This window comes from Flavobacterium sp. P3_A6 (genome assembly GCF_056403035.1).
This window is the reverse complement of record NZ_JBFUGG010000013.1, coordinates 98816-125553: the sequence shown is the minus strand read 5'-3', so window position 1 is coordinate 125553 and position 26738 is coordinate 98816. Positions and strand designations below refer to the sequence as shown.

The window sequence follows — 26738 nt, the reverse complement described above, 5'->3', positions numbered from 1 at the left end:
TAAAGTTTAAAACAATAATTTATTATGTCATCAAAAACAAAACAATATACCATTCATGAAGATTGGGCAGTAGTATTTTTAGGCTTTTTGATAATTGGAATCTCTCTCTTTATTTATCTGCCTTCGGTTCCTGTATTTAAGTGGTCAAACCCCGCGGATTTACAAAATGACGTATTTGATATAAAGAATATAAAAGAACTTTTTCAGCAGTTTATTTACTTTTTTAGTATTGGAATTATAGGGATTTTTTTGATTGGGAAATCGGTTAAGAAATTTTTATTAGGCTTTCCTATTGTGTTTGCTTTAACAGTTGTAGCATTGATTATTGCGGGGAATACGGTAATTAAGGGACTCAATTTGGAGGCGGTTATTTTTAGCTTGATTATAGGCTTGTCTATAGGTAATTTTTTCAAGCTCCCAGAATGGTTTCGGACAGCGCTTTCAACCGAAATTTTTGTAAAAATAGGATTGGTATTATTAGGAACCAGTGTTATATTCTCAGATATACTGAAGGCGGGTTCTCTAGGACTGATTCAGGCTCTAGTAGTTGTTCTGTCAGTTTGGTATTTTGCTTTTTGGGTGTGCAAAAAGCTAAAAGTAGATGAGGAATTAGCGTTAATGATTTCCAGTGCTGTTTCCATTTGCGGCGTTTCGGCGGCTATTGCAACATCTGGTGCGATAAAGGGGGATTCGAAAAAGCTTTCTTATGTAATTTCAATGGTATTGGTAACAGCCATTCCAATGATGATTTTTATGCCAATCATTGCAAAGCATTTTAACTTTACAGAAGAAGTTACAGGAGCTTGGCTGGGTGGCAGTATTGATACTTCGGGTGCTGTTGTGGCTTCGGGCTCATTGGTTGGGGAAACTGCTTTGAAGATTAGCACGATTGTCAAATTTTCTCAGAATGTATTGTTAGGATTAGCTGCTTTTGCCATATCGGTTTATTGGACGTATGCCCAAAATAAATCATCGGATGCCGTTGTGGCCAAGCCAACTTTAGGAGTTATTTGGGAACGTTTTCCAAAGTTTGTGATTGGTTTTATTGTTGCTTCTTTGGTTTTTTCTTTTCTGATTCCATCTGAAACAAGAGATACGGTTAAAGACAGTTTGAAGAATCTGCAGGGACTTTGGTTTGCTTTGGCTTTTACCAGTATTGGCTTAGAAACCAATTTCAAGGATTTGTTTAATAATAACAGTAAAAAGCCATTGTATGCTTTTTTGACTGCCCAGCTGTTCAATATTATTATCACGCTTATCATTGCTTTTTTATTGTTTGGCAAATAATAGAAATAAGCTTGCCAGAATAATTTCAAAAAAATGATTTTCAAAATATAAAAATAGCCGATATGAAATCTTTTTATCAAGAAATAGCCAAACAGCATCAGGATTTATTGATTTTGCCAAAAAAGAAATTAATTCACCAATTTATAGATGAATTGTTTTCTGTTTTGTTCTCAAACACGTCAAAATCTTTTGGAGATGTAACTATAATTCAAGATAAATTCACAGAATTAGAATTGCTGTTCAATGAACTGGTATTGGATTTTACGTCTAAAAATGGAAAAAGCAAGCAACAGACCCAAACTTTTTTTGAAGAATTGCCCAGTTTGTATCAAAAGGCATTAAACGATGCCAAAACTATTTTAGCAAAAGATCCAGCGGCAAAATCTTTAGAGGAAGTTCTGTATACCTACCCAGGCTTTTTTGCAATAGCCATTTACCGTTTTTCACATCAGATTTGGAATCAGGATTTGAAACTTTTGGCACGAACTATTTCGGAATATGCGCATAGTAAAACCAGTATTGAAATTCATCCCGGGGCACAAATAGGAGATGATTTTGCCATCGATCACGGAACTGGAATTGTAATTGGAGAAACCGTAATCATTGGGAATAATGTGCAGATATACCAAGGAGTTACGCTTGGCACTTTGAGCGTAAAAAAAGGAGAAGCATCAATAAAAAGGCATCCAACTATTGAAAATAATGTAATTATTTATGCTAATAGTACTATTCTTGGAGGGCAGACTACAGTTGGGAGAGATTCTATCATAGGAGGAAATGTCTGGCTGACATATACCATTCCTTCAAACTCGGTGGTGTATCATAAAAACGAAATAAAGATTAAGGATAATAATCCTTTTCCAGAGCCTATTTTTTATTCTATTTAAAAAATAAAATTAAGGTTTTTAAAATTGGGAACCATTAAGAGATTAAGAAAATTAAGGCATTCTTTATCCTTTATGAATCTTAATATCTTAATGGTTTAAAAAAAATTAATGTTCGAACTATTTTCAGCAGTACTAAAAAATAAAAACATGAAATATCAAAGTATTTTAGAAACCATAGGGAACACCCCACACATAAGACTTAATAAACTGTTCAAAACGCATCAGGTTTGGGCAAAATTAGAAAGAGCAAATCCTGGTTCAAGTATCAAAGACAGAATTGCGCTTGCAATGATTGAAGATGCAGAGGAGAAAGGCTTGCTAAATCCTGATTCTGTTATTATAGAGCCGACTTCTGGAAACACTGGAATTGGACTGGCACTGGTAGCAGCAGTTAAAGGATATAAAGTGATTTTGGTAATGCCAGAATCGATGAGTATCGAAAGAAGAAAAATAATGAACGCTTATGGTGCTGAATTTGTTTTGACTCCAAGAGGAAAAGGAACTGCAGGTGCTGTAGAAAAAGCACATGAATTAGCGGCTTCAACTCCAAATTCATTTGTGCCATTGCAATTTGATAATCCTGCGAATGTTGAAGTTCATGAAAGAACAACAGCTCAGGAAATTTTAAATGATTTTCCTGATGGTATTGATTATTTAATAACTGGAGTAGGAACGGGCGGGCATATTACCGGAGTTTCAAAAATTTTAAAGCAGCATTTTCCAAAACTGAAAACTTTTGCGGTAGAACCTTCTTTGTCTCCGGTTTTGAGCGGCGGATTGCCTGCGCCACATCCGATTCAAGGGATTGGTGCCGGATTCGTACCAACAGTTTTTAACAGGGAATATATAGATGAGGTTATTACTGTTGAAAAAACAGATGCATTTGCGTACTCAAAAAAAATCACCAAAGAAGAAGGAATTTTTGCAGGTATTTCTACAGGAGCATCTTTGGCTGCTGTTGCAAAAAAAATAAGCGAGATACCGAATGATGCAGTAATCCTGACATTTAATTATGATACAGGAGAAAGATATTTATCGGTAGATGAATTATTTGATACCGCTTTATAATCGTTTGTCCTGTTTATTTTAAAGATCAAAAAAAAGAATTGATATTGTTGCTAATTATTTGAAATACACTAAATTAGTATGACAGTATTTTCTGTTAAATTGAATTTCAAGTATAAATATAAATTAAAACAAAAAAAATGGCAGAATTAAAAAAACAGCAAACTGCGTTAGGAGACGTAGCTGCAAGACAATTAGCAATCGCTACACGTTCAGTGCCGACAATGGCAACAAGTCCAAGATGGCTTACGCATCTTTTGCATTGGGTTCCGGTAGAATCTGGTGTGTATCGTTTGAATAAAGTAAAAGATGCAAATCACATTGAAGTAGATTGTTCTGCAAGAGATGAGAGAACTTTGCCTAATACATTTGTTGATTATATTGATAATCCCCGTGAGTATAATTTGGCGGCAGTTCAAACTATTGTTGATGTACATACTCGTGTTTCAGATTTGTACAGTAAGCCATACAATCAAATTTCAGAACAATTGCGTTTGGCTATCGAAACAATTAAAGAGCGTCAGGAAAGCGAATTAATTAACAACAAAGAATATGGTTTGCTAAATAGTGTTGCGCCTTCACAAATTATAAAAACACGTACAGGAGCTCCTACGCCAGACGATTTAGACGAATTGCTGACAAAAGTTTGGAAAGAGCCAGGATTTTTCCTGCTGCACCCATTAGCGATTGCAGCATTTGGCCGTGAGTGTACGCGCCGTGGCGTGCCGCCTCCAACAACTTCTTTGTTTGGATCTCAATTTTTGACTTGGAGAGGAGTTCCGTTAATCCCATCTGATAAATTACCTATAAAAAACGGTAAATCTAAAATTATTTTATTGCGCACAGGTGAAAGCCGTCAAGGTGTAATTGGTCTTATTCAGCCAGGTTTGCAAGGGGAGCAGTCTCCGGGATTATCAGTACGTTTTATGGGAATAAATGAAAAAGCCATTGCTTCTTATTTAGTATCATTGTATTGTTCATTGGCAGTAACTGTGGATGATGCTATTGCGGTATTAGAAGACGTAGAAATAGGCAAGTATCATGAGTACAAATACTAACACAGCAGGATTGCCAAATATTGATGACTTGGAAAAGTTAGCCAATGAGCTGTTCAGTGCATTGCCCAACGAATTTCCAAAAGAAATTTCTTTGAGCCCTAATGCAAGTGAACATCCCCGCGCTACAAAAATTGCCGAAACGCTGCTTGCTGCAGGTAATTTGGGAGGAGTTGAAACACTATTTCCAGTTAGCAACCACGATACTTTGGTGGCACAATCTGGTTTAGCTCCATTGGCAACTCCAGCTGTTTCAGCCAGTCCGATAGGTTCCGTGCAAACACCGCCTTCATTTGGTGGTTTTGGAGGCTCGCCTTCGGTTGCTCAATATGGGAAAGCGCCAAGCTTTGGAGGATACTCTAATGCTTTTTCTGATTCTAGTATTCAAGATATTTCGCAATTAAGTGATTTGAATTTGGGTATCCACGAAGGATTTTCTTCTGCTCCAGTTTCAGGAAGCGGAGCCGATCCATTTGCTGTAAATAATGGGAATAATATCAATGCAGATAATCCGCAAACGAGTTTTAATGATCCTAATCTGAAAAATAGCGGCGGTAATTCGCCGTCTAATCTGAATCAGAATTATTTGCCATTTGAATTCGGGCATTCTTCTTTTGAAGCAGAGTTAAAAACGGCTTTAGAGGCTCTTAATTCCAGTTTCGGGATTCCGCCTCTGGTAACCGCTCCAAGCATAGTTGATACGCCGAGTTCATATTATTTCTTGAATGAAAATCCTTTTGGTTCTGATTCTATAAAGGCAGCAGTTCCATCAGTAAAACATAATGAATTTGAGGGATTTGGAGGCTCAAATTTCAATGCTCATTTAATCAAGAAAGATTTTCCAATCTTGAGTGAAACGGTAAATGGAAAGCCATTGATTTGGTTTGATAATGCCGCTACAACTCAAAAGCCACAATCTGTTATTGACCGAGTTAGTTATTTTTATGAACACGAGAATTCGAATATTCATCGTGCAGCGCATGAACTGGCAGCCAGAGCTTCTGATGCTTATGAAGCAGCACGCGAAAAAGTAAAAGTGTTCTTGAACGCAAGTTCCGTAAATGAAATAGTTTTTGTCCGCGGTGCGACAGAAGGCATCAATTTGGTTGCTCAAAGCTGGGGAGATCATAATTTGGTGGCTGGTGATGAAATTGTTGTCAGTAATTTGGAACATCATGCCAATATTGTTCCTTGGAAACGTCTAGCCGATAAAAAAGGCTTGAAATTAAGAGTGATTCCTGTTGACGATGATGGACAAATTCTGCTTGATGAATATGCTAAACTGCTGAATTCTAAAACAAAGCTGGTTGCTTTTACTCAGGTTTCAAATGCCTTGGGAACAGTAACTCCTGCTAAGCAAATGGTAGAAATGGCACATGCTGCTGGCGCCAAAGTGCTTTTGGATGGTGCGCAATCTGTTTCGCACATGAAAGTGGATGTTCAGTATCTGAATGCTGATTGGCTGGTTTTCTCTGGTCATAAATTATTTGGACCAACGGGAATTGGCGCTGTTTATGGTAAAGAAGATTTGCTAAACGAAATGGAACCGTATCAATCTGGAGGCAATATGATTCAGGATGTAACTTTTGAGGAGATAAAATACCATAAAGCACCGAATCGTTTTGAAGCTGGTACTGGTAATATCGCCGATGCCATTGGTCTTGGAGCAGCGATTGATTATGTTTCGAAAATCGGAATAGAAGCAATCGGGCAATACGAGCATTATTTGTTGGAATATGCTACTAATTTATTAAAGCAAATTCCAGGTGTCAGATTAATTGGAACTGCTGCGAATAAAGCGAGTGTTCTTTCTTTTAACCTGCAGGGTTTTACCAATGATGAGGTAGGACAGGCACTAAATAAAGAAGGAGTTGCTGTGAGAACCGGACATCATTGTGCACAGCCTATTCTGAGAAGAATGGGAGTAGAAACTTCTGTTCGACCGTCTTTGGCTTTTTACAACACAACTCAGGATGTAGATGTTTTTATAGAAACGCTCTGGAAGTTAAAATCCGGAAAGAAATAAAAAGCAAAAGCCCAGGATTTAATTCTTGGGCTTTTTTTGTGTTAATTCTTATCAATTAACAGATTTATTAACTTTTTGTAGATTACTCTAATTTTAAGAAAAATATTATAATTATATTTGAAAAGTGAGTTATATTGTGGCAAAATTTTTTTTCGAAAGTAAGTTTTAATTACAATTACTTTTTAAAATTTTAAATCTATTTAAGAATGCTAGATCAATCATTTTCAGGTTCCAATTTTAATATAATTTTTCTAAAAGAAAACAGAAAAGGAAATATAAAAAATAGACATTTAAATCAAGCATATTTTGATAAGCATGATGAATTTAATACTGTTTTAAATGAAAAAATAGATTTAAAAAAGACTAGGACACTTTCTATTGAAGAATTAGATTCTTTTGCTGAAAAGCTTGAAGCAATAAACGATGCTAAAGAAGAAATTAGAAACAACCTATTTTCTGAATATGCTACTGTCGTTAATAATGAAAAAACTCCATTTTGTTTTGATATTAAATATGATGTGCAAAATAAAATTTACACAACAAAAAAAGACGGAGTTCATTTTTTTGCTATTAAGCAACTTCAACAAAATTTAAATAAAACTTTTAAAGTAATTCAGGCAGACAGGAACAAAATAATAAAGCAAACTTATAATTTAATTTCTGATGGTTTTCCAAAAACAGTAATTCGTACTGATATATATAATTTTTACGAATCAATTCCTCAAAATAAACTTTTTGAAAAATTAGATAATAACACTTTACTATCTCCTCTTTCTAAAAAACTTTTAAAAAGACTTTTTTATGAATTTGAAAGAATTAAAGATGCATCAATAATGGAACCAAAAAAAGGAATACCAAGGGGTTTTGGGGTGAGTGCCTATCTTTCGGAACTATATATGAGAGAAATAGACAATGAAATAAAATCATTACCTGACATTATTTATTATGCAAGATATGTTGATGATATTATTGCCGTTTTTTCTCCCAAAACTAAAAGCCAAACAAAAGATTATCAAGAATTAATAAAAAAGATAATAAACGCAAATGAACTTCAAATAAATGATAATCTAGAAGGACGGAAAGATAAAACAAAATCTATTGAGCTATTTTTTGATAAAACCCAAAACAAAACTTTTAAGGTACATGAAAAAATAACTTTTTTAGGCTATTTGTTTGATATTGAACATTATCCTAAAGGTTACAGTACATGTTCTAAAACAATTGTAAAAATTGAAATTTCTGAAGAAAGGCAACTTAGATATAAACAACGGATTATTGATTCAATTTCAGCATATAATAAAGACTCAAATTATAATGAGAATATAGCAAGAAAATTATTGTTTGATAGGTTTAAATTTCTGTCTGGAAATTTTCATCTAAATCATAGTAAAAAAAATATATCTGCTGGAATTTATTATAATAATAAAATGCTCGAATTAACTGGACATGAATTGTCTTTGTGTAAAATAAATGATAATTTAAACATTGCGTTAAATGATTTATCACCACCAGTTAAAATAGGAATTGATTTAGAGAATTTAAAAGGATTTATAAAAAATAAAATTTGTTTTCTTAAGGGCTTTGAAGAAAAAGAAAAGAAATTCTATTCATTTAAGTTTACACCTAAAGAGCAAAAATATTACAATAAAAAGTTTGAAAGAGTGACCAATAAATTTGAAGTAATTAAATCAATCTGGCAAAATGAGTAAGAAGAAAAAATATATTCAATATCCAAAAGAGAGAGCAATTTTGTCTGATGTGTTGCCTTATGAGATTCCTATTACTTTTTCAAACAGGTATCTATATAGATTTTTGGTTGAGAATAATATTTGTCTGGATGGTGAAAAGATTGTTTTTAATAATGATTTTAGTGGGGATAATTTGATAGCTTTTAAAGAAATTTTAAAAATACTATTTCATCCTCAGTATGATAATAATGAAGATTATAAATTTAGAAGAGTTCCTTTTACATATAGAATTACACACAAGGAAAAAGATTTTAGGGAATTAGCATTAATACATCCAATTAATCAATTAAAATTAATCAAACTTTACGAAGACTTTAAAGAATCTGTTTTGTATTCATGTTCAATTAGTAATTTTAGTATTAGAAAACCTGTTGAAGTTGCAAAATTCAGCTTTTTTAATGATAAATTACATCAATTAAATAAAGGTGATAAAAATGATTTTTTAGAATTAGACGGTAGAGAATATGAAGATTTAAAGACCTATTTTTCATATAAGAAGTATACAAATATCTATAAGTTTTATGAAGATTACCGGTATCATCGAGCTGAGAAAAAATATAATTTTCTTTTCAAATTCGATATTTCAAAATGTTTTGATAGTATTTACACACATTCAATATCTTGGGCAGTTTTAGGATTAGATAATGTAAAAGAAAATGTTGACGCTTCAAAGAAAAACTTTTCTGGGATATTTGATAAATTCATACAATATTCAAATTATGGTGAAACAAATGGTATTTTAATTGGTCCCGAATTTTCTCGAATTTTTGCAGAAATCATTCTTCAAAGAATTGATAAAATCGTCGAAGAAAAAATTAAGTTAAAAGGTTTTATAAATAAAATTGATTATGAATTGTACAGGTACGTAGATGACTATTTTTTATTTTGCGATGATGATTTATTAAAAGAGGAAATTTTTAAAATATTTAAACACGAGTTAAAAGAGTATAAATTGTCTATTAATAATTCTAAAACAATTGAATATAAAAAGCCCATCATTACAGAAATTACAATTGCTAAAGAAAAAATAAATAAATTGTTTTTAGAAAACCCTAGATTTTCAATTAAAGAATTAGAAAAAAAAGAAAGTTCAATTGATGAAAATAAAGAGGATGTTGAAATATTAAATCATAAGTTTTCATTTTACTTTAATCCTAATAATTTAATAACTCAGTATAAGATTTTGATTAAAGAATCATCTGTTGATTACAAAGATGTTTTGAATTATAGTTTGGCTCTTTTAAATAATATTATTGAAAAGAATCTTGTTATTTCTGAAAGAGTTTATATTGATTATAGGTTAAAAACAATGACAGGTGAAATTGCAGATAAAACTGTTATAAATAAATTAGATAAAGTTGAAGATGAATTGACTTCACATTTGATAAACTTTATAGATTTTGTTTTTTTTATTTATTCAGTTTCACCCAGAGTAAACTCAACTATTAAAACTTGTCATATTTTATCTAAAATACTTGTTTTTTATAAACTAAAGCGAAAATCAGATAAAGAGTTTATTCTAAGCACTAATAATAGGAATAGAATTTTTAAAAAGATACTTGATGAATCAACTTTAATTATTAAAAAGAACTCAATTAATGAATATGCTCAGATTGAAACACTTTATCTTTTGACTGTGATTAGGGAGTTAGATAGAGAGTTTAGAATACCTGAAGTTTTATTAGAGAAATTCATAGGTTTTGACAATGAAAAAAATGAAATTCCAGATTGTCAATTAAATTATTTTTCAATAATGGTATTGTTGTTTTATTTTGGGCATTCAAAAAAATATACTAAAATTAAGGTTGCATTGAAAAAATACATTGAAAACTATATCAAAAGTTTTCCAGTTGAGAAAAGAAATAAATCTTCTGAATTAACTCATCTAATGCTTGATTTAATTGCTTGTCCGTTTCTTATTAGACAGGATAAAAGAAGATTTTTTGCCATATATAAAAACAGTAAAAATGTTAGCGAATTAAAAAACGATTTTGAAACTTTAGATAAAATTCGTTTTTTTCAAAAAAGACACATGAAATATGGATTTACTAAATGGGAAAGGTTTAATTTAGCAAAGGAATTAGAATATAAAAAAAGTCAAGAGGTTTACTCTTAAAAATATTGTCAACACCGATCTCCAGTTTGAATGTGTTATATTTCAATCTAGAATTTATGAATGATTTATTATTCTTAAATTCACACACTTGTAGTTGACAGCACTCTGTAAATGAGGAAACTAAAACAGTCTATGTAGGAGATGTATAGGCTGTTTTTTTATTATAGAAATCTTTATCTTTGTATTATTAAATTTCATGAAACATGAACTACAAAATATCATTTCAGGAAAGAGCCAAGTTAGGCATGGAGATGCTATCCAAGCAATCACCCGTTACCTTAGAAGAAGCAAGAGCGCAGGCAGAGAAGCTAAAGAAAGCAAGCAAATCAAAAGTGAAGAAGAAAGGTGCATAAGACAATTTTGTGACCAAAATAACTTTTGGAATACTGAAATTGACATTACTGCTTTTGTTTCCAGTGGTGCTGAACAAAAGGTTTATCTTCACAATGAGTTTCAAGTCTTCAAACTTAATGATTCCATTTACTACTTATCATGGGAGGATTATTTCAATAACTTATTATTGAATAATTTCTTTTTTCCAGACACCGCTTATCAATTAGTTGGGTTTTACGAATCTGAAAATGTATTGTATGGTGTAGTCGAGCAAGCTTTTATAAAATCAGATCAAGACACAGAATTAGAAAATGTCAAAAAATTTCTTGATGAAAATGGTTTTAAAAACACAAGAAATAACGATTACTTTAATCCAGATTTGGGAATAATTCTGGAAGATTTGCACGATGAAAATGTACTGACTTTTCAAAGTAATTTATATTTTATTGATACCGTTTTCTATATTACGGAAGAATTTTATAAATTATAATTTATTTAATCAATTAAACTCGACCTCTCGGTTTTGTAAACTTTGCCATAAACGAGAGAAAGCAATAAAATTTCAAGAAGCTACAGCCCGAAAAGAAAATTAACACTTGAAACAAATGAGAAAAATATTCGGACTTTTGACCTGTATAGTATTATGAAAAGAGGATTTGAATTTCTTAAACAGATAAAAGAAAATAACAATCGGGAATGGTTTACTAAGCACAAACCAGAATATGATTTGATTGTGAAAGAAAATAAAATTTTTTTCGAACAGATTTATTCCGAACTTCAAAAACATGATAGTTTACAAGGAATCCATATTTTTAGAATTTACAAAGATGTTCGTTTTTCTAAAGATAAATCTCCTTATAAAACTAATTTTGGAGCTGGATATTCCCGTACAAAACCAATGTTAAGAGGCGGTTATTATATTCATTTAGAACAAAATGAAAGTTTTGTGGGTGGAGGATTTTGGGCTCCAAATAGTGAAGATTTACTTCGTATCCGTAAAGAATTCGAAATGGATACAACAGAAATCGAAAAGATTACTTTCAACAATACTTTCGTAAAATATTTCGGAGAGCTTAAAGGAGAAGATGGAGTGAAAACTGCTCCGAAAGGCTTCGATAAAAATCATCCTGCAATTAATCTGATTAAGAAAAAACAATTTGTAGTGAAGAGAAAATTTACAGATAAGGAAGTTTTATCTGATGATTTTCAGAAAGAAGTGATTGCAACATTTTTAGCAATGAGACCTTTTTTCGATTATATGAGTGAATTACTTACTACGGATTTAAATGGAGAACCTTTATTCTAAAAGGAAGCGATAATAAAGGAATATAATTCCAAAAAAGCTATAATACTAAAAGTTATAGCTTTTTTTATTTCCTCGATTTCAACCTGCTCAAGGTTTCCTGTGAGATATTTAAAAACGAAGCGACCACTTTATTCGGAAGTCTTTTTACCACAATAGGTCTTTCTTTAAGTAAGTTTTCATAGCGTGTTTTGGCGTCCATAGTGATAAAAGACATCAGGCGATTCGTATTGGTTACATAGGCAAATTCCAAATAATGCCTGTAGAATTTCTCCCAAACGGGATATTTCTCTAACAAGTAAAAGAAATCTTTTCGATTAATGCAAAGCAGTTCGGAATCTTCCAGTGCTTGAACATATTCTACTGCTGGAACTTCGGTGATAAAAGAAACCAATGCACTAGCAAAATGATTTTCGAAAGCCAAAAAACGAGTCGATTCCTGTCCTTCTTCATTAATGAAAAAAATACGAAGACATCCTTTTTCTACAAAATACAGCTGTTGACTATATTCACTGTGGCTTACCAGAAGTTTATTTTTTTTGGCAGCAAGCGTTTTGAAAAAAGGCAGAATAGCATCCAGTTCTTCTTCAGAAATAGCCACTTTATCTCTAATAAATTGTTTCAGTTGGTCATACATCTTGGTGCATTTTTTACAAACTTAAAGAGTATTCAAGACAAACCAAAATTGGGAGTCTTAAAATCAGATGGATGGTGTTGTTTTAGGTTCTGCAGTTGTTTTTTCGGCTAGTTTTCTTGCTCTCGGAATAATTATAAATGCGGCCAGATAAGCAACAGGAAGCATAACGCTCCATGCGTTTAAGAATTTAAAAAACCAATCTTCTCCAAAACCATAATTTCGTATCAATCCCACAAATGCCATAATCAAAGTCATTGGCAAAACCACAAAAAGGGTATTGATATTCTTGAAATATTTTTTATTCATCTTTTTTGTTTTTAAATGTTCGATGCAAAGATGAAATTTACAGCCGTATGAAAAATTGATATATGTCAATAAATCATGCTACTCGGATTAGTTTAATGTTTTTGGAGAATGAAAAAAATAAAGAAAGGTAATGGGATTTATGTCTGTAAATTAATTGTTTTATTTACTTTATTTTTTTGTAAGTACAACAATTCATTATTGAAGTATTATTTTTTTTGTAAGATATATCACTGTGCTATTTTTTTTTATGTTAATTAGTCGATTTTTTTTGTTTGTTGCCGAACTTTAATTATTTTTGGCACAACCAATCTTAACCGAAGTAAATGAGTAATAAAATTACACTACTAATTTTTACTGTATTCTTTTCATTCACTGCTTTTGCAAACTTTTCAAAAGCAGAAAAAGAAGTCTTAATAAAATTAAACCAAGCTACCAATGGAGCTAAATGGATTAATAAATGGGATCTTTCTCTGCCAATGGATAAATGGTATGGAGTAAAAGTCGTTGATGATAAAGTTGTTTCAATAAATTTGAACAACAATAATTTAACTGGCCGTATACCTATTGAAATTACCACTTTATTGAATTTGCAGGAATTAAATTTAGGCACCAATTTATTGAATGGTGAAATTCCGCTTAATATTGGCAATTTGAAATCTTTGGAGGTTTTAGATCTTTCGTTTAATAAGCTGACAGGTTTTATTCCTAGTTCGATTTGTTCACTTCCCAATTTGAAAACTTTAATGCTTGACCGTAATATTTTATCTGGTGAGCTGCCTCTGCAGATAGGAAAATTATCCATGCTTGAGAATCTTTCTTTATATGAAAATTCTTTTCAGGGGTCATTGCCAGTTTCTTTATATGAATTAAAATCTCTTAAATTACTTTCTTTATATACTAACAGATTTACGGGAAAATTAAGCCCTGCAATTGGAAATTTGGTATTGCTGGAAAATTTGAATCTTTTTGATAATGATTTTAAAGGCCAAGTGCCAACAGAATTGGAAAAATTAACCCATTTAAAAAAATTAAATATATCCTATAATTTGTTTTCAGGTTTGGTATCCAATAAATTATCACTATTAGATAAATTGAACATGACCATGAGAAACGAAATAGGAAATGTAATTTCTTTACCCGTTAATAAGGGATAAAATTATTCTGCAAAAGAGTAAAGAGATTAAGAAGATTGTTTGTTTTAATACATTTAGTTAGATTGCCCTGTAACTTCATACATTACAGGGTTTTTCGTTTTTTATATTTACGATAAATATTCAGCTTAGTTTTTATTCGGGAGGTACAAATTACGGACTATTTATTCCTTAATGAATAAGTGAAGTTATTTTAATAATAGCTCAATGTTATAAATTTGATAATTTACGGCTCATTATTATATCAGTTTCTTTTTTTTATTTAATTTTATTAAGAATTCAGCTGAAATAGGAGCTGAGGAAAATAGACTTTAATTTATCCACATTTTAATTATAGAATTATGGTAGTACAGTATCAAGGAGAGCAAAACGGAATTCCAACAACATTTTCTTTAAGAATTATCGGAAATAATCTGTCGAAAAGCAGTTCCAATTACCAAATAGATTTATTGGCAGGAGATAAGCCGTTGCCAATTTTTACAAGTTCAATTCATCAGAGTCTGTCAAATTGCCTGAAAGAGATTTATTTGTTCAGAAAGCACAATAACATCAGGTTTGATGCTTCTTCAGAAAAAGTGGCTCCAAAATTAGTTCCTTATGATTTAGTTTTATACAATGCCCATAAGCAGGGATTGTTTAGATCTTAAATTATTTTGTCGATGTAATAATGATATAAAGACTGTTCAAAAAATTGAGCAGTCTTTTTTTTTGCGGTTACTTTCAGTGAGATTGCTTTGCCTTTTTTGAAATATAGATATGTTAACGCGAATTTGCCAAAAGCATTAATAGTGATATTGATTCCTTATTTATTTGGGCAGTCTGTCTATAATTTTGAATGATACGTCCATTATTTAAGAGTTCATTATTTTATAATTTTATCCTTAAATAAAGTGCCAAAATTAATCATGAGACAGTGACAGTTTTAAAGTTTCTGAATCTGTATAGGGTATGTTTTTAAAATTATCAAAAAATAAATGTATAAGAAATTAAAATTGCAGAAAAATGATAGAAGTGACCTTGTGTAAAAACAGATTAATGAAAAGTGTAACCGCTTTTCTTGTTTTTTTTTTATTTGTAACTAACGGATACTGTAAAAACGGGAAGAATACCCAAACTGCATCTGCAGTACTGGAAAGGCTTATTGGAAAACGGGCAAATGAGTTTGATTTTACTATCGTTGAAAAAAGCGGCTCAAATGAAGCAGATTGGTTTGAAGTGGAAACAACAGCAAATCGTGTAAAAATTAAGGGAACAACCAATACGGCAATCTGTTATGGAGCCTATAGTTTTCTTAAGAGTATTGGAGCAGTTTTGGTCACTTGGGAAGGAAAAAGAACCGCTTTGCCAAAGACTTGGCCAAAATATTCAAAAAAACAATCTACACCGTTTAAATACAGGGAGTATTTAAATGCCTGTACATTTGGTTACACGACTCCGTGGTGGGACTGGAAACGATGGGAACAAGAAATTGACTGGATGGCGTTTCACGGTATTAATCTGCCTACAGCAATGGAAGGACAAGAAGCAGTCTGGCAGCAATTATGGAAAGAGTACGGACTGACAGACAGTCAGCTGCAGGCACATTTTGCAGGACCTGCATTTTTGCCTTGGCAAAGAATGGGGAATATCAACAGTCTTGAAGGGCCATTGCCACAAGATTGGATAAACAAAAAAGAAAACGTTCAAAAGCAAATACTGCAAAGGATGAGAGCATTAGGAATGCATCCTGTTGTGCCGGCTTTTAGCGGTTATGTGCCAAAAGCATTTGCAGAAAAACATCCAAACTCAAAAATCAGCGAATTAAAATCTTGGTCAGGAGGAGGTTTTGAAAGCACCTATTTATTAGATTCAAAAGATCCTTTGTTTAAAGAAGTCGGTAAACGTTTTATAGAAATTTACACAAAATTATACGGACAATCTGATTTTTATTTGGCCGATTCTTTTAATGAAATTACGCCTCCAGTTTCAAATGATCACAAATATGAGGAACTGTCCGATTATGGGAAAACTATTTTTGAAACCATTAATGAAGCTTCTCCAAGCGCTACATGGGTTATGCAGGGCTGGCTTTTTGGAGATAATAAAAAGTTTTGGACAAAAGAAGCAACTAAAGCTTTTCTCAGCAAAGTGCCAAACGACAGATTAATGATTCAGGATTATGCAAATGACAGGTATAAAGTATGGGAAAACCAAGAAGCTTTTTACGGAAAACAGTGGACTTACGGTTATGTGCATAATTATGGAGGATCCAATCCTGTGTATGGAGATTTAAATTTCTATAAAAATGAACTCACCAGCTTATTGAAAAATTCCAATAAGGGAAATATTGTTGGCTATGGAGCAATGCCGGAAGGCTTAAATAACAACTCAATAGTTTATGAATACATTTATGATCTTCCTTGGAATCAAGGCAAGGAATCGATAAATGACTGGTTGAAAGAATATTTAAACGCCAGATACGGGAAAAAGACTTCTGCCTCCGTTTTTCAGGCTTGGCAATTGTTATTAGAATCCGTTTACAGCACTAAATATTGGGAAACGCGCTGGTGGAATGACAGAGCGGGAGCTTATCTGCTTTTTAAAAGGCCTACATTAAAAATAACCGAATTTAAAGGAAATCCCGGAGATAAAGAAAAGCTAAAACAGGCTATCGATATTTTGAAAAAAGAAGCTAAAAACTCAGCTAAAAATGATCTTTACTCTTATGATTTAATAGACGTTTCAAGACATTATTATTCACTTCGTATTGATGACTTATTGATGGAATGCGTTAAAGCCTATCAGTCGAAAGACATAAAAAAAGCAGATGAATTGTTTAAAAAAATAGAAAAACAGGCTTTGGATATAGACTCTATGATGTCGGGACAGCCTTTGAACAGCCTGAATAATTGGCTGAAATCTGCTTCCGATTATGGAAGCTCTCCTGATGAATCCAAACTGTACATAAAAAATGCAAGAACATTAATAACACTGTGGGGAGGAGAAGGTCACTTGAATGATTATGCATCCAGATCATGGCGCGGTATGTATGCATCGTTTTATTGGCCAAGATGGAAAATGTTTTTACAGGCTCTAAGGGAATCAACAGTCAAGAATACCCCATTTGATGAAACGAAAGAAAGAGAATTAATAAAACAATGGGAAATAAAATGGAGTGAAAATAAAGAAATGCATTAACAGTTATTAACTCTTTGAGTATAATTCAAAAAAATAGTCAACACATAGAAACATAGATTTTGTTTTAAAAAAAACATAAAAAGAGATTCATTTCGTTCACATAGGTTACTATGCGTATTTTAAAAAAGTGAAACGCCCAGTTTTAAGCTTGCAAAATTTATGATTCTATGTGTTTGAATTAATTACGCCCAACAACGGGTTTGTTATAAATATTTAATCAATAAAATAAAAGCAATGTTAAAAAGTGATATAGACAAAGCGACAAGTTTTGAAAAGAGATTCGAAAATATAGGAACTGTAGTTTATGAAAATTCGATAACAGGATCCAAATCGGTAGCTCAGGAAATAGCAAGTTTGATAAGGGAAAAGCAAGCCAAAAACGAGTTGTGCATACTGGGGCTTGCTACTGGTTCTAGTCCAAAAAGCTTATATGCTGAGCTGGTTCGCCTTCATAAAGAAGAAGGATTGAGTTTTAAAAATGTAGTATCGTTCAATTTAGATGAATATTATCCGATGGAACCGGATTCTATAAACAGTTATGTTCGATTTATGAACGAATTATTATTCAATCATATCGATATTCTGCCGGAAAATGTACATATTCCTGATGGTACTTTATCGAAAGAAGTAATAGGGGATTATTGTAATAATTATGAATCTAAGATTGAAATGTTTGGAGGTCTTGACCTGCAGATATTAGGAATTGGTGGTAATGGACATATTGGATTTAATGAATCCGGGTCTCTGCAAAATTCAAAAACCCGTTTGGTTGCTTTAGATCATATTACTCGTGTGGCGGCAAGCAATGATTTTTCGGGTTTGAATAATACACCAAGAACGGCTATAACTTTAGGCGTAAAAAAGATTATGGAAGCCAAAAGAGTTATCCTGCTGGCTTGGGGTGAAGGAAAATCGAATATAATTATGTCTTCTGTTGAAGGTACAGTGACCAATCAGATTCCGGCAACTTTTTTGCAGGAGCATAATAATACCACTTTTGTTTTAGACAAAGCCGCTGCTTCAAAATTAACGCGTATCAATACGCCATGGCTGGTCGAAAAAGTGAATTGGACAGATACTCTTATTAGAAAAGCTGTTTTAGGTTTGGCGCTGTATTTGAAAAAACCAATACTAATGCTTACTGATGCCGATTATATTGAGAATGGAATGAGTGATCTGCTTGCCGATTTAGGCCCGGCTTATGACATCAATATTAAGATTTTCAATAAACTGCAAAACACCATTACCGGATGGCCAGGCGGAAAACCCAATGCTGATGACAGTAAACGGCCAGAACGGGCTGAACCGGCAAAAAAACGAGTTCTTATTTTCAGTCCGCATCCAGATGATGATATTATAAGCATGGGAGGAACCTTTAAGCGCCTGCATGAACAAGGGCATGAAGTGCATATAGGTTATCAGACGTCAGGAAATATTGCCGTTGCCGATGACGAAGCGCTGCGTTTCGCCAATTTTGTATGCGATTACAATGATAAATTTGGAATTGCAAGTATCGAAGCTGATGATATTTATAATAAATCGGTTCAGTTTCTTAAAAATAAAAAAAACAGTGAAATTGATATCCCAGAAGTTAGAAACATTAAAGGCTTGATCCGAAAAGGGGAAGCTCAATCCACATGCCATTTTGTGGGATTGCCAGATAGCCAGATTCATTTTATGGAACTTCCGTTTTATGAAACAGGTGCGATAGAAAAAAAACCTTTGGGAGAAGAAGATATTCAAATAACAATGGCACTCATTGATAAAATCAAACCGCATCAAATTTATGCGGCAGGAGATCTGGCAGATCCGCATGGCACTCATAAAGTGTGTTTGGATGCCGTTTTTGAAGCTGTAAAAAGATTAAAAACAAAAGATTTCATGAAAGACTGCTGGGTTTGGCTTTACAGAGGCGCATGGCAGGAATGGGGAATAGATGAAATTGAAATGGCAGTGCCAATGGGACCTGATCAGGTATTGGGAAAAAGAAAAGCTATTTTTAAACATCAGTCACAAAAAGACGGAGTGGTTTTTCAAGGTTCAGACAGCAGAGAATTTTGGCAGCGTGCCGAAGATCGAAATAGAGAAACAGCCGATTTGTATCATCAGCTGGGATTAGCTCATTATGCAGCAATGGAAGCCTTCGTGAGGTGGTTGTATTAGTAAGATTTTAGATATATAATATATTAAAAATACGGCTTGTATCCCTTATTCTCATTGACTTCATTAAAAACATCCATATTTGTGAATAATCTGTCCATTCTTTTAACAAATCATTAATATTAATTTTGCTAAACAATTAACCAAATAACTAATTTAAATGTAATATGGAAAAACTTAAAATTTTATTATTCGCCTTTTTTGTAGGCTTATCAATTAATTGCTGGGCGCAAAAAACAGAAATCGCAGGTGTGGTTTTGGACGAGAAGGGTATGCCACTGCCAGGTGCTAATGTACTTGAAAATGGTACGACCAATAGTGCTATGACAGATTTTGATGGAACATTTAAGATATCTGTTTCAAATAAAAATGCTGTATTGGTAATTTCTTTTGTAGGCTTTGTGGAGCAGCGTCTCAAATTAGATGGAGCAAAATCTAAGTATACAATTAAATTAGCTTCAACTGCTACTACCTTAGAACAAGTTGTAGTGGTTGGATATGGGAAAGGAACCCGTAAAAATTTGACAACAGCTGTTACTTCTGTCAAAGCTGAACAATTGAATAATGGAGTAATCAGTGATGTTGGGCAATTGCTGCAAGGTAAAGTTGCAGGTCTGAATGTTTCGGCTAGCGGTGATCCTACTAAACCCTCTTCAGTAGTTTTGCGTGGTGTTTCGACATTAAACAGTTCTCAAGGGCCTTTTTATGTTGTAGACGGTATTCCGGGTGTTGACATTTCGGTTATTGCGCCAGATGATATTGTTACCGTAGATGTATTAAAAGATGCGGCTGCAACTGCTATTTATGGTAACCGTGCCGCAAATGGTGTTATCATGGTAACGACAAAAAGAGGAGCTAAAGATAAAACCCAAATTAATTACAGTAATTATTTTGGATTTGAAAAGGTTTCAAACCAGCTTGACATGATGGATTCAAATCAGTTAAGAGCATTTGTAACTAAAAATAATTTAAATTTTACCCCTGAAAATGATAAAGGAGCTAATACAGATTGGCAAAAAGAAATCCTTAAAGATGGATATGCTAAATCAGTAAGCCATAACCTTTCGTTAAGCGGCGGCGGTGAGCATGGTAATTATTTTGCGAGTGTTACTTATATTGATAAAGAAGGTGTTCTTTTGAGCAGTAACTTTTCACGTGTGATTGCGCATTTAGCAGTTGAGCAATATGCTTTTGATGATCATGTTAAATTTGGCTTGAATGTAACAAACTCAAATAGTATTTATAATAACGTGCCTCAGCGTAACACGGCACTTTTGCAGTCTGTTAGCCATCTTCCAGTTTCTCCGGTAAGAAATCCTGACGGAACTTATTTTGAAAATTTCATTCAAACTGGTTATTTTAACCCAGTTGCTTTGATTAATCATGGAGATGATGATACGAAAACCAATAATTTTGTAGGTAGTTTTACAACAGAAGTAAAGCTTCCTTTTGGATTCACTTACAACTTAAATCTTTCCTACCAACAACTAAATTCATTACACGGAGAGTTTTATGACAGCTATTATCAAAAATACAATAGTGCCAATTTCTACAACAATCCTGACCCGCCTCAAGTACACTCCTTAATGAATTTTGGTGTAAATGGATCAGCATTAAGAAACTCATATCAAAACACCAATAGCATTATTGAAAGCTTTTTGAATTGGGACAAGACTTTTGGCGAGCACAAAATTAAAGCTGTAGTTGGTTATTCTTGGCAGGAAGATGTTTTGGGTGATGGATTCCAAGCTACAACCACTAATTTTCCTGTAGATAATGTAAGTTATAACAACCTTGCCTTGAGCAATTATGGTTCGGTTTCTGGTTACAAAGTAGATTTCGGTGATAGTAGAGCCTACCAGAAAAAACGTTTAATTTCTGAATTTGCACGTTTAAACTATAATTACAAAGACAAGTACCTTTTACAAGGATCAATAAGAAGAGATGGAGGATCAGTATTTGGAGTAAATAATCAATGGGGTTATTTTCCTTCAGTAGGTGGTGCATGGAGAGTTGATAAAGAAGGTTTTATGCAAAACCAAAAGATTTTTACTGATTTGAAATTTCGTGCAAGTTATGGAGAAACAGGTAACTCCTCTGGATTTAATGCTTATACGGCTCAATTTATCTCAGGAAGTCTTGGTACATTCTATTACAACGGACAACAAGTTGGTGCTTATGGACCGAATCAAGCCGCTAATCCAGATTTGAATTGGGAAAAAACGGCTACCTCAAATATTGGTCTTGATTTTGCAATTTTGAAAGGAGTGGTATCTGGTTCTGTTGATTTGTATGATAAGAAAACAACAGATATGATTTATAATTATGCTGTAAATCCGGTACTGGTGCCAGTAGGGACAATTGTTGCTAATGGAGGTGATATGTCAAATCGAGGAATTGAGGTTAGTTTGAGCAGTACTCCAATTAAAACTGAAAAATTTAGCTGGTCAACGAATTTGAATTTTTCACACAACAAAAATGAAATCACTAAATTGAAAAACCCATATTTTATCGGGGGAGATTCGATTCGAAGAGTAGCACCAGAAGGTGGTGGACAAACAGGCAGCACTTTGCAGATTTTCAAAGAAGGAAAGCCTCTTGGACAATTCTTTACGCTTCAATATGCAGGAAAAAATGCAGCTGGTGTTTCTCAGTATGTTGCCAAAGACGGAAGTTTAACAACAACTCCAGCCATTGGTACTGATTATCATTATGCGGGCAGTGCGCAGCCTAAATTTTTAATGGGATGGGATAATAATTTTACCTATAGAAAGTTTGATTTGAACATATTCTTCCGTGGAGTATTTGGTAATAAAATTTTCAACGCAACCCGTGCCGATTTATTTAGACCTAGCACCGCAATGTCAAGCAATATTCTTGTAGATGCTGCAGATGAATCGCCAAATGATCTTAACGCTTATAAATATTCAACGCGTTTCATAGAAGATGGAAGCTATATCCGATTAGACAATATGACTTTGGGCTATGATTTTGGTAAAGTTGGTAAATACATAAAAAAATTACGTCTCTATGAAACAGTAAATAATGTGTTTGTTATTACCAAGTATTCTGGAATTGATCCTGAAATTGAACAAGGAGGAACTGCTCCAGGTGTAGATTCAAATAACTTTTATCCAAAAACCAGAACCTTTTTGTTTGGTCTTAACGTGATATTCTAAAAATTAAATTGTAAACACTATGAAAAATATATTAAAATATTTAGGACTTCCAATACTTGCGGTTGGTCTATTATGGTCTTGCGAGAATCTTGACGTACCAATTACGACACAGCTTACGCCAGATGTATTTCCCCAAAATTCAACTCAGTATGTCCAGACTGCTGGTCCCGTGTATGCAGCTTTTCGTGGAGAGTTTTCATTTGCATGGTGGTGGTCACAATCGCTGACTACTGATGAAGCAATTATGCCGGCCAGAGGAGGTAACTGGTTTGACAATAGAAATTATATTGCAATGCATTATCATGATTGGACACCAGACAATGGTATCATAGGAAGTCTTTGGGATTGGTCATCAAAAGTTATTGGGATAAGTAATCAGACTATTTCAATTTTGAATCAAGCTATGCCTGAAGGAGCAGAAAAAGCGACTATGATTTCAGAATTAAAAACAATGCGTGCCATCTCTTATTATATGATGATGGACAGCTACGGAAATGTGCCTTTGGATACTGTTTACGGAGATTTTAGTTCACATGCTAAATCGGATAGAAAAGTGGTTTTTGAATTTATCGAAAAAGAATTAAAGAAAGCCATACCTAACTTAAATCCGGCCTCTGGCGTGACCACTTATGGAAGACCTAATAAACAAACAGCCAATGCTTTGTTAGCCAAATTGTATTTGAATGCTGAGGTTTATACAGGAACTGCACGTTACAATGATTGTATTGCTGCTTGTGATGCCGTTATTAATTCCGGATTGTATGCTGTTGAACCTAGAAGTACTTATCTTCAGATGTTTTATCCAAATAATGGACCGCAAATGAAAGAATTTATTTTTGCCATACCTTATGATCCATCAGCTGCAACAGTTGGTTTTAATGGGCAAATGTATCATTCCCGTTATGATGTGCCTCGTTCAGAAAGAACAAAGTTTGGTCTTCCTTTTACGCCTAGCGCACCTAGAAGTACCTTGCCGGAGTTTTATGCAAATTTCGATGATGTAAATGATATTCGTAACAAACAATGGTTAACTGGTTTGCAGTTCATGAATGATGGTGTTACACCGGTAACGGTTACAACAACGAAAAAAGGCTATGACCAGTTCTATACTGGATCAGATGGTGGTGCGTCTTATACATATCAGGTAAATTTAACACCGGATATTCTTCTTCGCCAGAGTGTTACTTTGTTCGACTGCGGTAATGATGAAATTGCCTGGAACATGGGCTACAGAAATATCAAGTTTTATCCTGATGCAACTTCAACAAGCCGTAACCAAAATAATGATGTGCCGTTTTTACGTTATTCAGATATTCTTTTGATGAAAGCTGAAGCGATTCTTCGCGGAGGTAATCCAACTTTGGGTCAAACAGCACTTACATTGGTAAATATGGTACGTTCCAGCCGTTCTACTTCTGCAGCTTGGTCTGGCGTGACTTTAGACGATCTTTATAAAGAAAGAAGCCGTGAATTTGCTCAAGAAGCATGGCATAGAAACGATGTGATCCGATTTGGAAAATATGAAGGAAAATGGGGATTCAAAACAAATACTGATACCTATCGCCGTATTTTTCCAATTCCGACTAATGCTTTGGTTTTAAATCCTGCATTAATCCAGAATCCTGGATATTAATTAATTTAAAAGCAAAAATTGCAGATAGATTTTATTTCATAAAAAGGAGAGGAAGATTATATTTCTTCTCCTTTTTTATTGAAAAATTTATTTCGGGTTTATTTTGAAAGTCTCATCTTCTCTATGCATTATAGAAAATAATCGAATGCAATTTATAAGTACTGAATAACGATAGCTTTATTAAGCTCTGTATCATTTCTGCTAATTAGTTTCTTTGAAAATGATATGGGAAATAATATTTCTAAAGTCATTCCGATGTACATTTTTTTAGAATTGGCCAATTGTCAGACAAAAAGCAATGCAGCATAAACAAATATATAGTCCTGTCAATACAAATAGAACAAATGAGACTAAATAAAATTTTAAAAATTGGGAAAATAGGAATAAGTTTTGCCCTTATTTTTCTAGTATCGTGTAAAACCGAAAAAACAGCTTCTCTTCCAAAGGATCAATTAAAAGGACAATTGGTGGATAAGGTGTATCCTTTGCTTGATACGGAAAACTCAAGGTGGTTTTTCTTTTCTTCCGCAAGCCGTCCGTTTGGTATGGTGAATTTAAATCCAGATACAGAAATTAATGGCGATTGGGGCTGCGGATACAAATATAGCAGTGATACAGTAAAAGGCTTTAGCCATATTCATGAATGGCAAATGTCTGGGCTTTCGGTAATGCCGGTAACCAACATTAGCGAAGCTAAAAAAAGCATATTTAAAGATTTTTATTCTAAATTTAGTCATGACACCGAAAAAATAACACCTGGATACCATTCTCTGATATTGGATCGATACCAAATTACTTCGGAACTGACCAGTACCAAAAGAGTAGGTTTTCATAAATATACATTTCCTGAAAATGTGCAAAAAGCAATCCTTTTTAATCTGAATACCGTTTTAGGGCCTTGCAATAATACAGATGGAATATTAGTAAAAGACAATGATTATGAAATTTCCGGCGCATTCGTAATGAGCCCTAATTTTAGAAGACCAAAACCGTTGAAGGTATTTTTTAAAATTATGTTCAAAACGCCAATTGCTTCGGTTGAGAAAGATGACGTTACGGGTAATTATTTGGTCAGTTTTGGTAAATCAGACAATAAAGTATTGATGAAAGTGGGGATTTCCTATACCTCGCTTGAAAATGCCACAATCAATATTCAAGAAGAATTGCCACATTGGGATTTCACCAAAGTAGTTTCAGAATCCAGAAACGAATGGAATAATCTGTTGGGCAGGATTAAGGTTGAAGGCGGAACAGAAACAGATCAAAGACGGTTTTACACTGATCTTTGGCACGCTTTGCAAGGGCGAAAAATAATTAGTGATGCAAATGGTGCCTATCCTGATAATACGGGAGAAAAATTCAGAATTGGACAATTGCCACTCAATGCAGACGGAAAACCAAAATTTAATCAATACAATTCCGATGCTTTTTGGGGTGCCCAATGGACAATCAATACGCTTTGGGGGCTTGTTTATCCCGAAATCATGGAGGAATTTGTAAATTCCTTAATGCAGTATTACAAAGATGGAGGAATGATCCCCCGCGGTCCTTCTGGAGGAAATGATACTTATGTCATGACTGGAGCCTCAGCAACACCTTTTATTGTTACTGCTATCCAAAAAGGAATAGTGAAAGATGATTTGGAATCCATTTATACAGCACTCAAAAAAAATCATATGCTAAACGGCATTATGGGAAAAGCGGGATATGAACATAATACAGATAGCGGAGGTGGATTAAAATATTATATGGAAAAAGGCTTTGTTCCTTATCCAATTCCCGAAGGAAATTTTGGGAGCCATCAGGACGGAGCGAGCCAAACGTTAGAGTATGCCTATCAGGACTGGACGCTAGCGCAATTGGCCAAGAAATTAAATCATCAAGAGGATTACAGCTATTTTTTGACCCGATCTAAAAATTACCAAAATATTTTTGACAAAACAGCAGGATGGATGCGTCCTAAAAATGTGAATGGAGAATGGCTTGTAAACTTCGACCCTTATAAATATGAAAATGGGTTTATAGAGTCTAATGGCGCACAGTCAACATGGTTTGTGCCACATGATATTGATGGTCTGGCGGCATTAATGGGAGGAAAAGAAAAAGCGGCTGAAAAACTAAACAGCCAATTTGAAACTGCTCAAAAATTAAAATTTACTTCTGGCACTTCACACGATGCCGAACTGCATCCTGAGTTTAGCCGCATCCCGATAAATTTTGGGAATCAGCCGTCAATACAGACTTCTTTTGTTTTTAATCTGTTAGGAAGGCCTGATTTAACGCAGTATTGGACCAGAAATGTGATTAAGGAAACTTTTAGCGGGCTGGCTCCAGATACGGGTTACAATGGAGATGAAGACCAAGGTTTAATGGGAAGCCTTAACGTATTGTTCAAAATTGGTTTGTTTCAAATGAATGGCGGCACGGAGGAAAATCCTCAATATCAGATAGGAAGCCCGCTATTTAATAAAGTGACCATTCAATTGAGCCCCAAGTATTATTCAGGCAAAAATTTTGTCATTGAAGCCAGCAGTAATAGTCCAGAAAACGTGTATGTTAATAAAATAGATTACAATGGCAGACCAGTAGAGAACTCCAGTATTTCTCATAGGGATATTACTAATGGAGGAAAATTAATTTTAGAAATGTCAAATAAGCCAAAACAGTAAGTGTTT

The 26738-nt window shown here is 33.6% G+C and carries 18 protein-coding genes; 16 read left to right on the top strand and 2 right to left on the bottom strand.

Going from position 1 to position 26738, the window contains the following annotated elements:
- Positions 1-24 precede the first annotated feature (24 nt).
- The 9 genes from AC1DVP_RS13965 to AC1DVP_RS13925 all read left to right on the top strand — a co-directional run bounded on the left by AC1DVP_RS13965 (position 25) and on the right by AC1DVP_RS13925 (position 11823).
- A complete protein-coding gene (locus AC1DVP_RS13965; protein ID WP_477184092.1) occupies positions 25-1287 on the top strand; it encodes a YeiH family protein in 1263 nt (420 codons plus the stop codon).
- Positions 1288-1349: 62 nt separating this feature from the next.
- Positions 1350-2174 (top strand): serine O-acetyltransferase EpsC, encoded by an 825-nt coding sequence (epsC, locus tag AC1DVP_RS13960; RefSeq protein WP_477184091.1) that lies wholly within the window; start codon positions 1350-1352, stop codon positions 2172-2174.
- A gap of 147 nt (positions 2175-2321) precedes the next feature.
- Positions 2322-3242: a cysteine synthase A gene (gene cysK / locus AC1DVP_RS13955; protein WP_477184114.1), complete on the top strand. Its 921-nt coding sequence runs from the start codon at positions 2322-2324 to the stop codon at positions 3240-3242.
- A 137-nt stretch (positions 3243-3379) separates the two neighbouring features.
- Positions 3380-4297 carry a family 2A encapsulin nanocompartment shell protein gene (locus AC1DVP_RS13950; RefSeq protein ID WP_477184090.1) on the top strand — a complete coding sequence of 306 codons (918 nt, stop codon included), beginning with the start codon at positions 3380-3382 and terminating at the stop codon, positions 4295-4297.
- The gene (locus AC1DVP_RS13945) at positions 4281-6320 is read left to right on the top strand and encodes a family 2A encapsulin nanocompartment cargo protein cysteine desulfurase (RefSeq protein WP_477184089.1); all 2040 of its coding nucleotides are present in this window, start codon (positions 4281-4283) and stop codon (positions 6318-6320) included. The genes AC1DVP_RS13950 and AC1DVP_RS13945 overlap by 17 nt, the downstream gene beginning before the upstream one ends.
- Before the next feature lie 206 nt (positions 6321-6526).
- Positions 6527-8029: an antiviral reverse transcriptase Drt3a gene (gene drt3a / locus AC1DVP_RS13940; protein WP_477184088.1), complete on the top strand. Its 1503-nt coding sequence runs from the start codon at positions 6527-6529 to the stop codon at positions 8027-8029.
- A complete protein-coding gene (gene drt3b / locus AC1DVP_RS13935) occupies positions 8022-10184 on the top strand; it encodes an antiviral reverse transcriptase Drt3b (protein WP_477184087.1) in 2163 nt (720 codons plus the stop codon). The genes drt3a and drt3b overlap by 8 nt, the downstream gene beginning before the upstream one ends.
- A 196-nt stretch (positions 10185-10380) precedes the next feature.
- A complete protein-coding gene (locus AC1DVP_RS13930) occupies positions 10381-11007 on the top strand; it encodes a putative polyvalent protein kinase domain-containing protein (protein ID WP_477184086.1) in 627 nt (208 codons plus the stop codon).
- Between the two features lie 153 nt (positions 11008-11160).
- Positions 11161-11823, top strand: coding sequence for a DUF2461 domain-containing protein (locus AC1DVP_RS13925; RefSeq protein ID WP_477184085.1), 663 nt, complete (start codon positions 11161-11163; stop codon positions 11821-11823).
- A gap of 64 nt (positions 11824-11887) precedes the next feature.
- Here the strand turns inward: AC1DVP_RS13925 and AC1DVP_RS13920 are convergent, their stop codons facing one another.
- Both AC1DVP_RS13920 and AC1DVP_RS13915 read right to left on the bottom strand, forming a co-directional pair.
- Positions 11888-12457, bottom strand: coding sequence for a Crp/Fnr family transcriptional regulator (locus AC1DVP_RS13920; RefSeq protein WP_477184084.1), 570 nt, complete (start codon positions 12455-12457; stop codon positions 11888-11890).
- Positions 12458-12520: 63 nt separating this feature from the next.
- Positions 12521-12763, bottom strand: a complete 243-nt coding sequence (locus AC1DVP_RS13915) for a DUF2798 domain-containing protein (protein WP_477184083.1) — start codon at positions 12761-12763, stop codon at positions 12521-12523.
- Between the two features lie 323 nt (positions 12764-13086).
- On the opposite strand from AC1DVP_RS13915, the gene AC1DVP_RS13910 reads away from it, so the two are divergent.
- From AC1DVP_RS13910 to AC1DVP_RS13880, 7 genes are all read left to right on the top strand, one after another.
- Entirely contained in the window at positions 13087-13917 is an 831-nt protein-coding gene (locus tag AC1DVP_RS13910; RefSeq protein WP_477184082.1) for a leucine-rich repeat domain-containing protein, read from the top strand.
- Positions 13918-14255: 338 nt separating this feature from the next.
- Positions 14256-14561 (top strand): hypothetical protein, encoded by a 306-nt coding sequence (locus AC1DVP_RS13905; RefSeq protein WP_477184081.1) that lies wholly within the window; start codon positions 14256-14258, stop codon positions 14559-14561.
- 355 nt (positions 14562-14916) lie between these two features.
- Entirely contained in the window at positions 14917-17091 is a 2175-nt protein-coding gene (locus tag AC1DVP_RS13900; RefSeq protein WP_477184080.1) for an alpha-N-acetylglucosaminidase, read from the top strand.
- Positions 17092-17325: 234 nt separating this feature from the next.
- Complete coding sequence (gene nagB / locus AC1DVP_RS13895) at positions 17326-19254, top strand: glucosamine-6-phosphate deaminase (protein ID WP_477184079.1); 1929 nt, start codon at positions 17326-17328, stop codon at positions 19252-19254.
- Positions 19255-19418: 164 nt separating this feature from the next.
- Positions 19419-22430: a SusC/RagA family TonB-linked outer membrane protein gene (locus tag AC1DVP_RS13890; protein ID WP_477184078.1), complete on the top strand. Its 3012-nt coding sequence runs from the start codon at positions 19419-19421 to the stop codon at positions 22428-22430.
- A 19-nt stretch (positions 22431-22449) separates the two neighbouring features.
- The gene (locus AC1DVP_RS13885; RefSeq protein WP_477184077.1) at positions 22450-24063 is read left to right on the top strand and encodes a RagB/SusD family nutrient uptake outer membrane protein; all 1614 of its coding nucleotides are present in this window, start codon (positions 22450-22452) and stop codon (positions 24061-24063) included.
- A gap of 344 nt (positions 24064-24407) precedes the next feature.
- On the top strand, positions 24408-26732 hold the full coding sequence (locus AC1DVP_RS13880; protein WP_477184076.1) for a GH92 family glycosyl hydrolase: 2325 nt from the start codon (positions 24408-24410) through the stop codon (positions 26730-26732).
- The last annotated feature ends 6 nt before the right edge of the window (positions 26733-26738 follow it).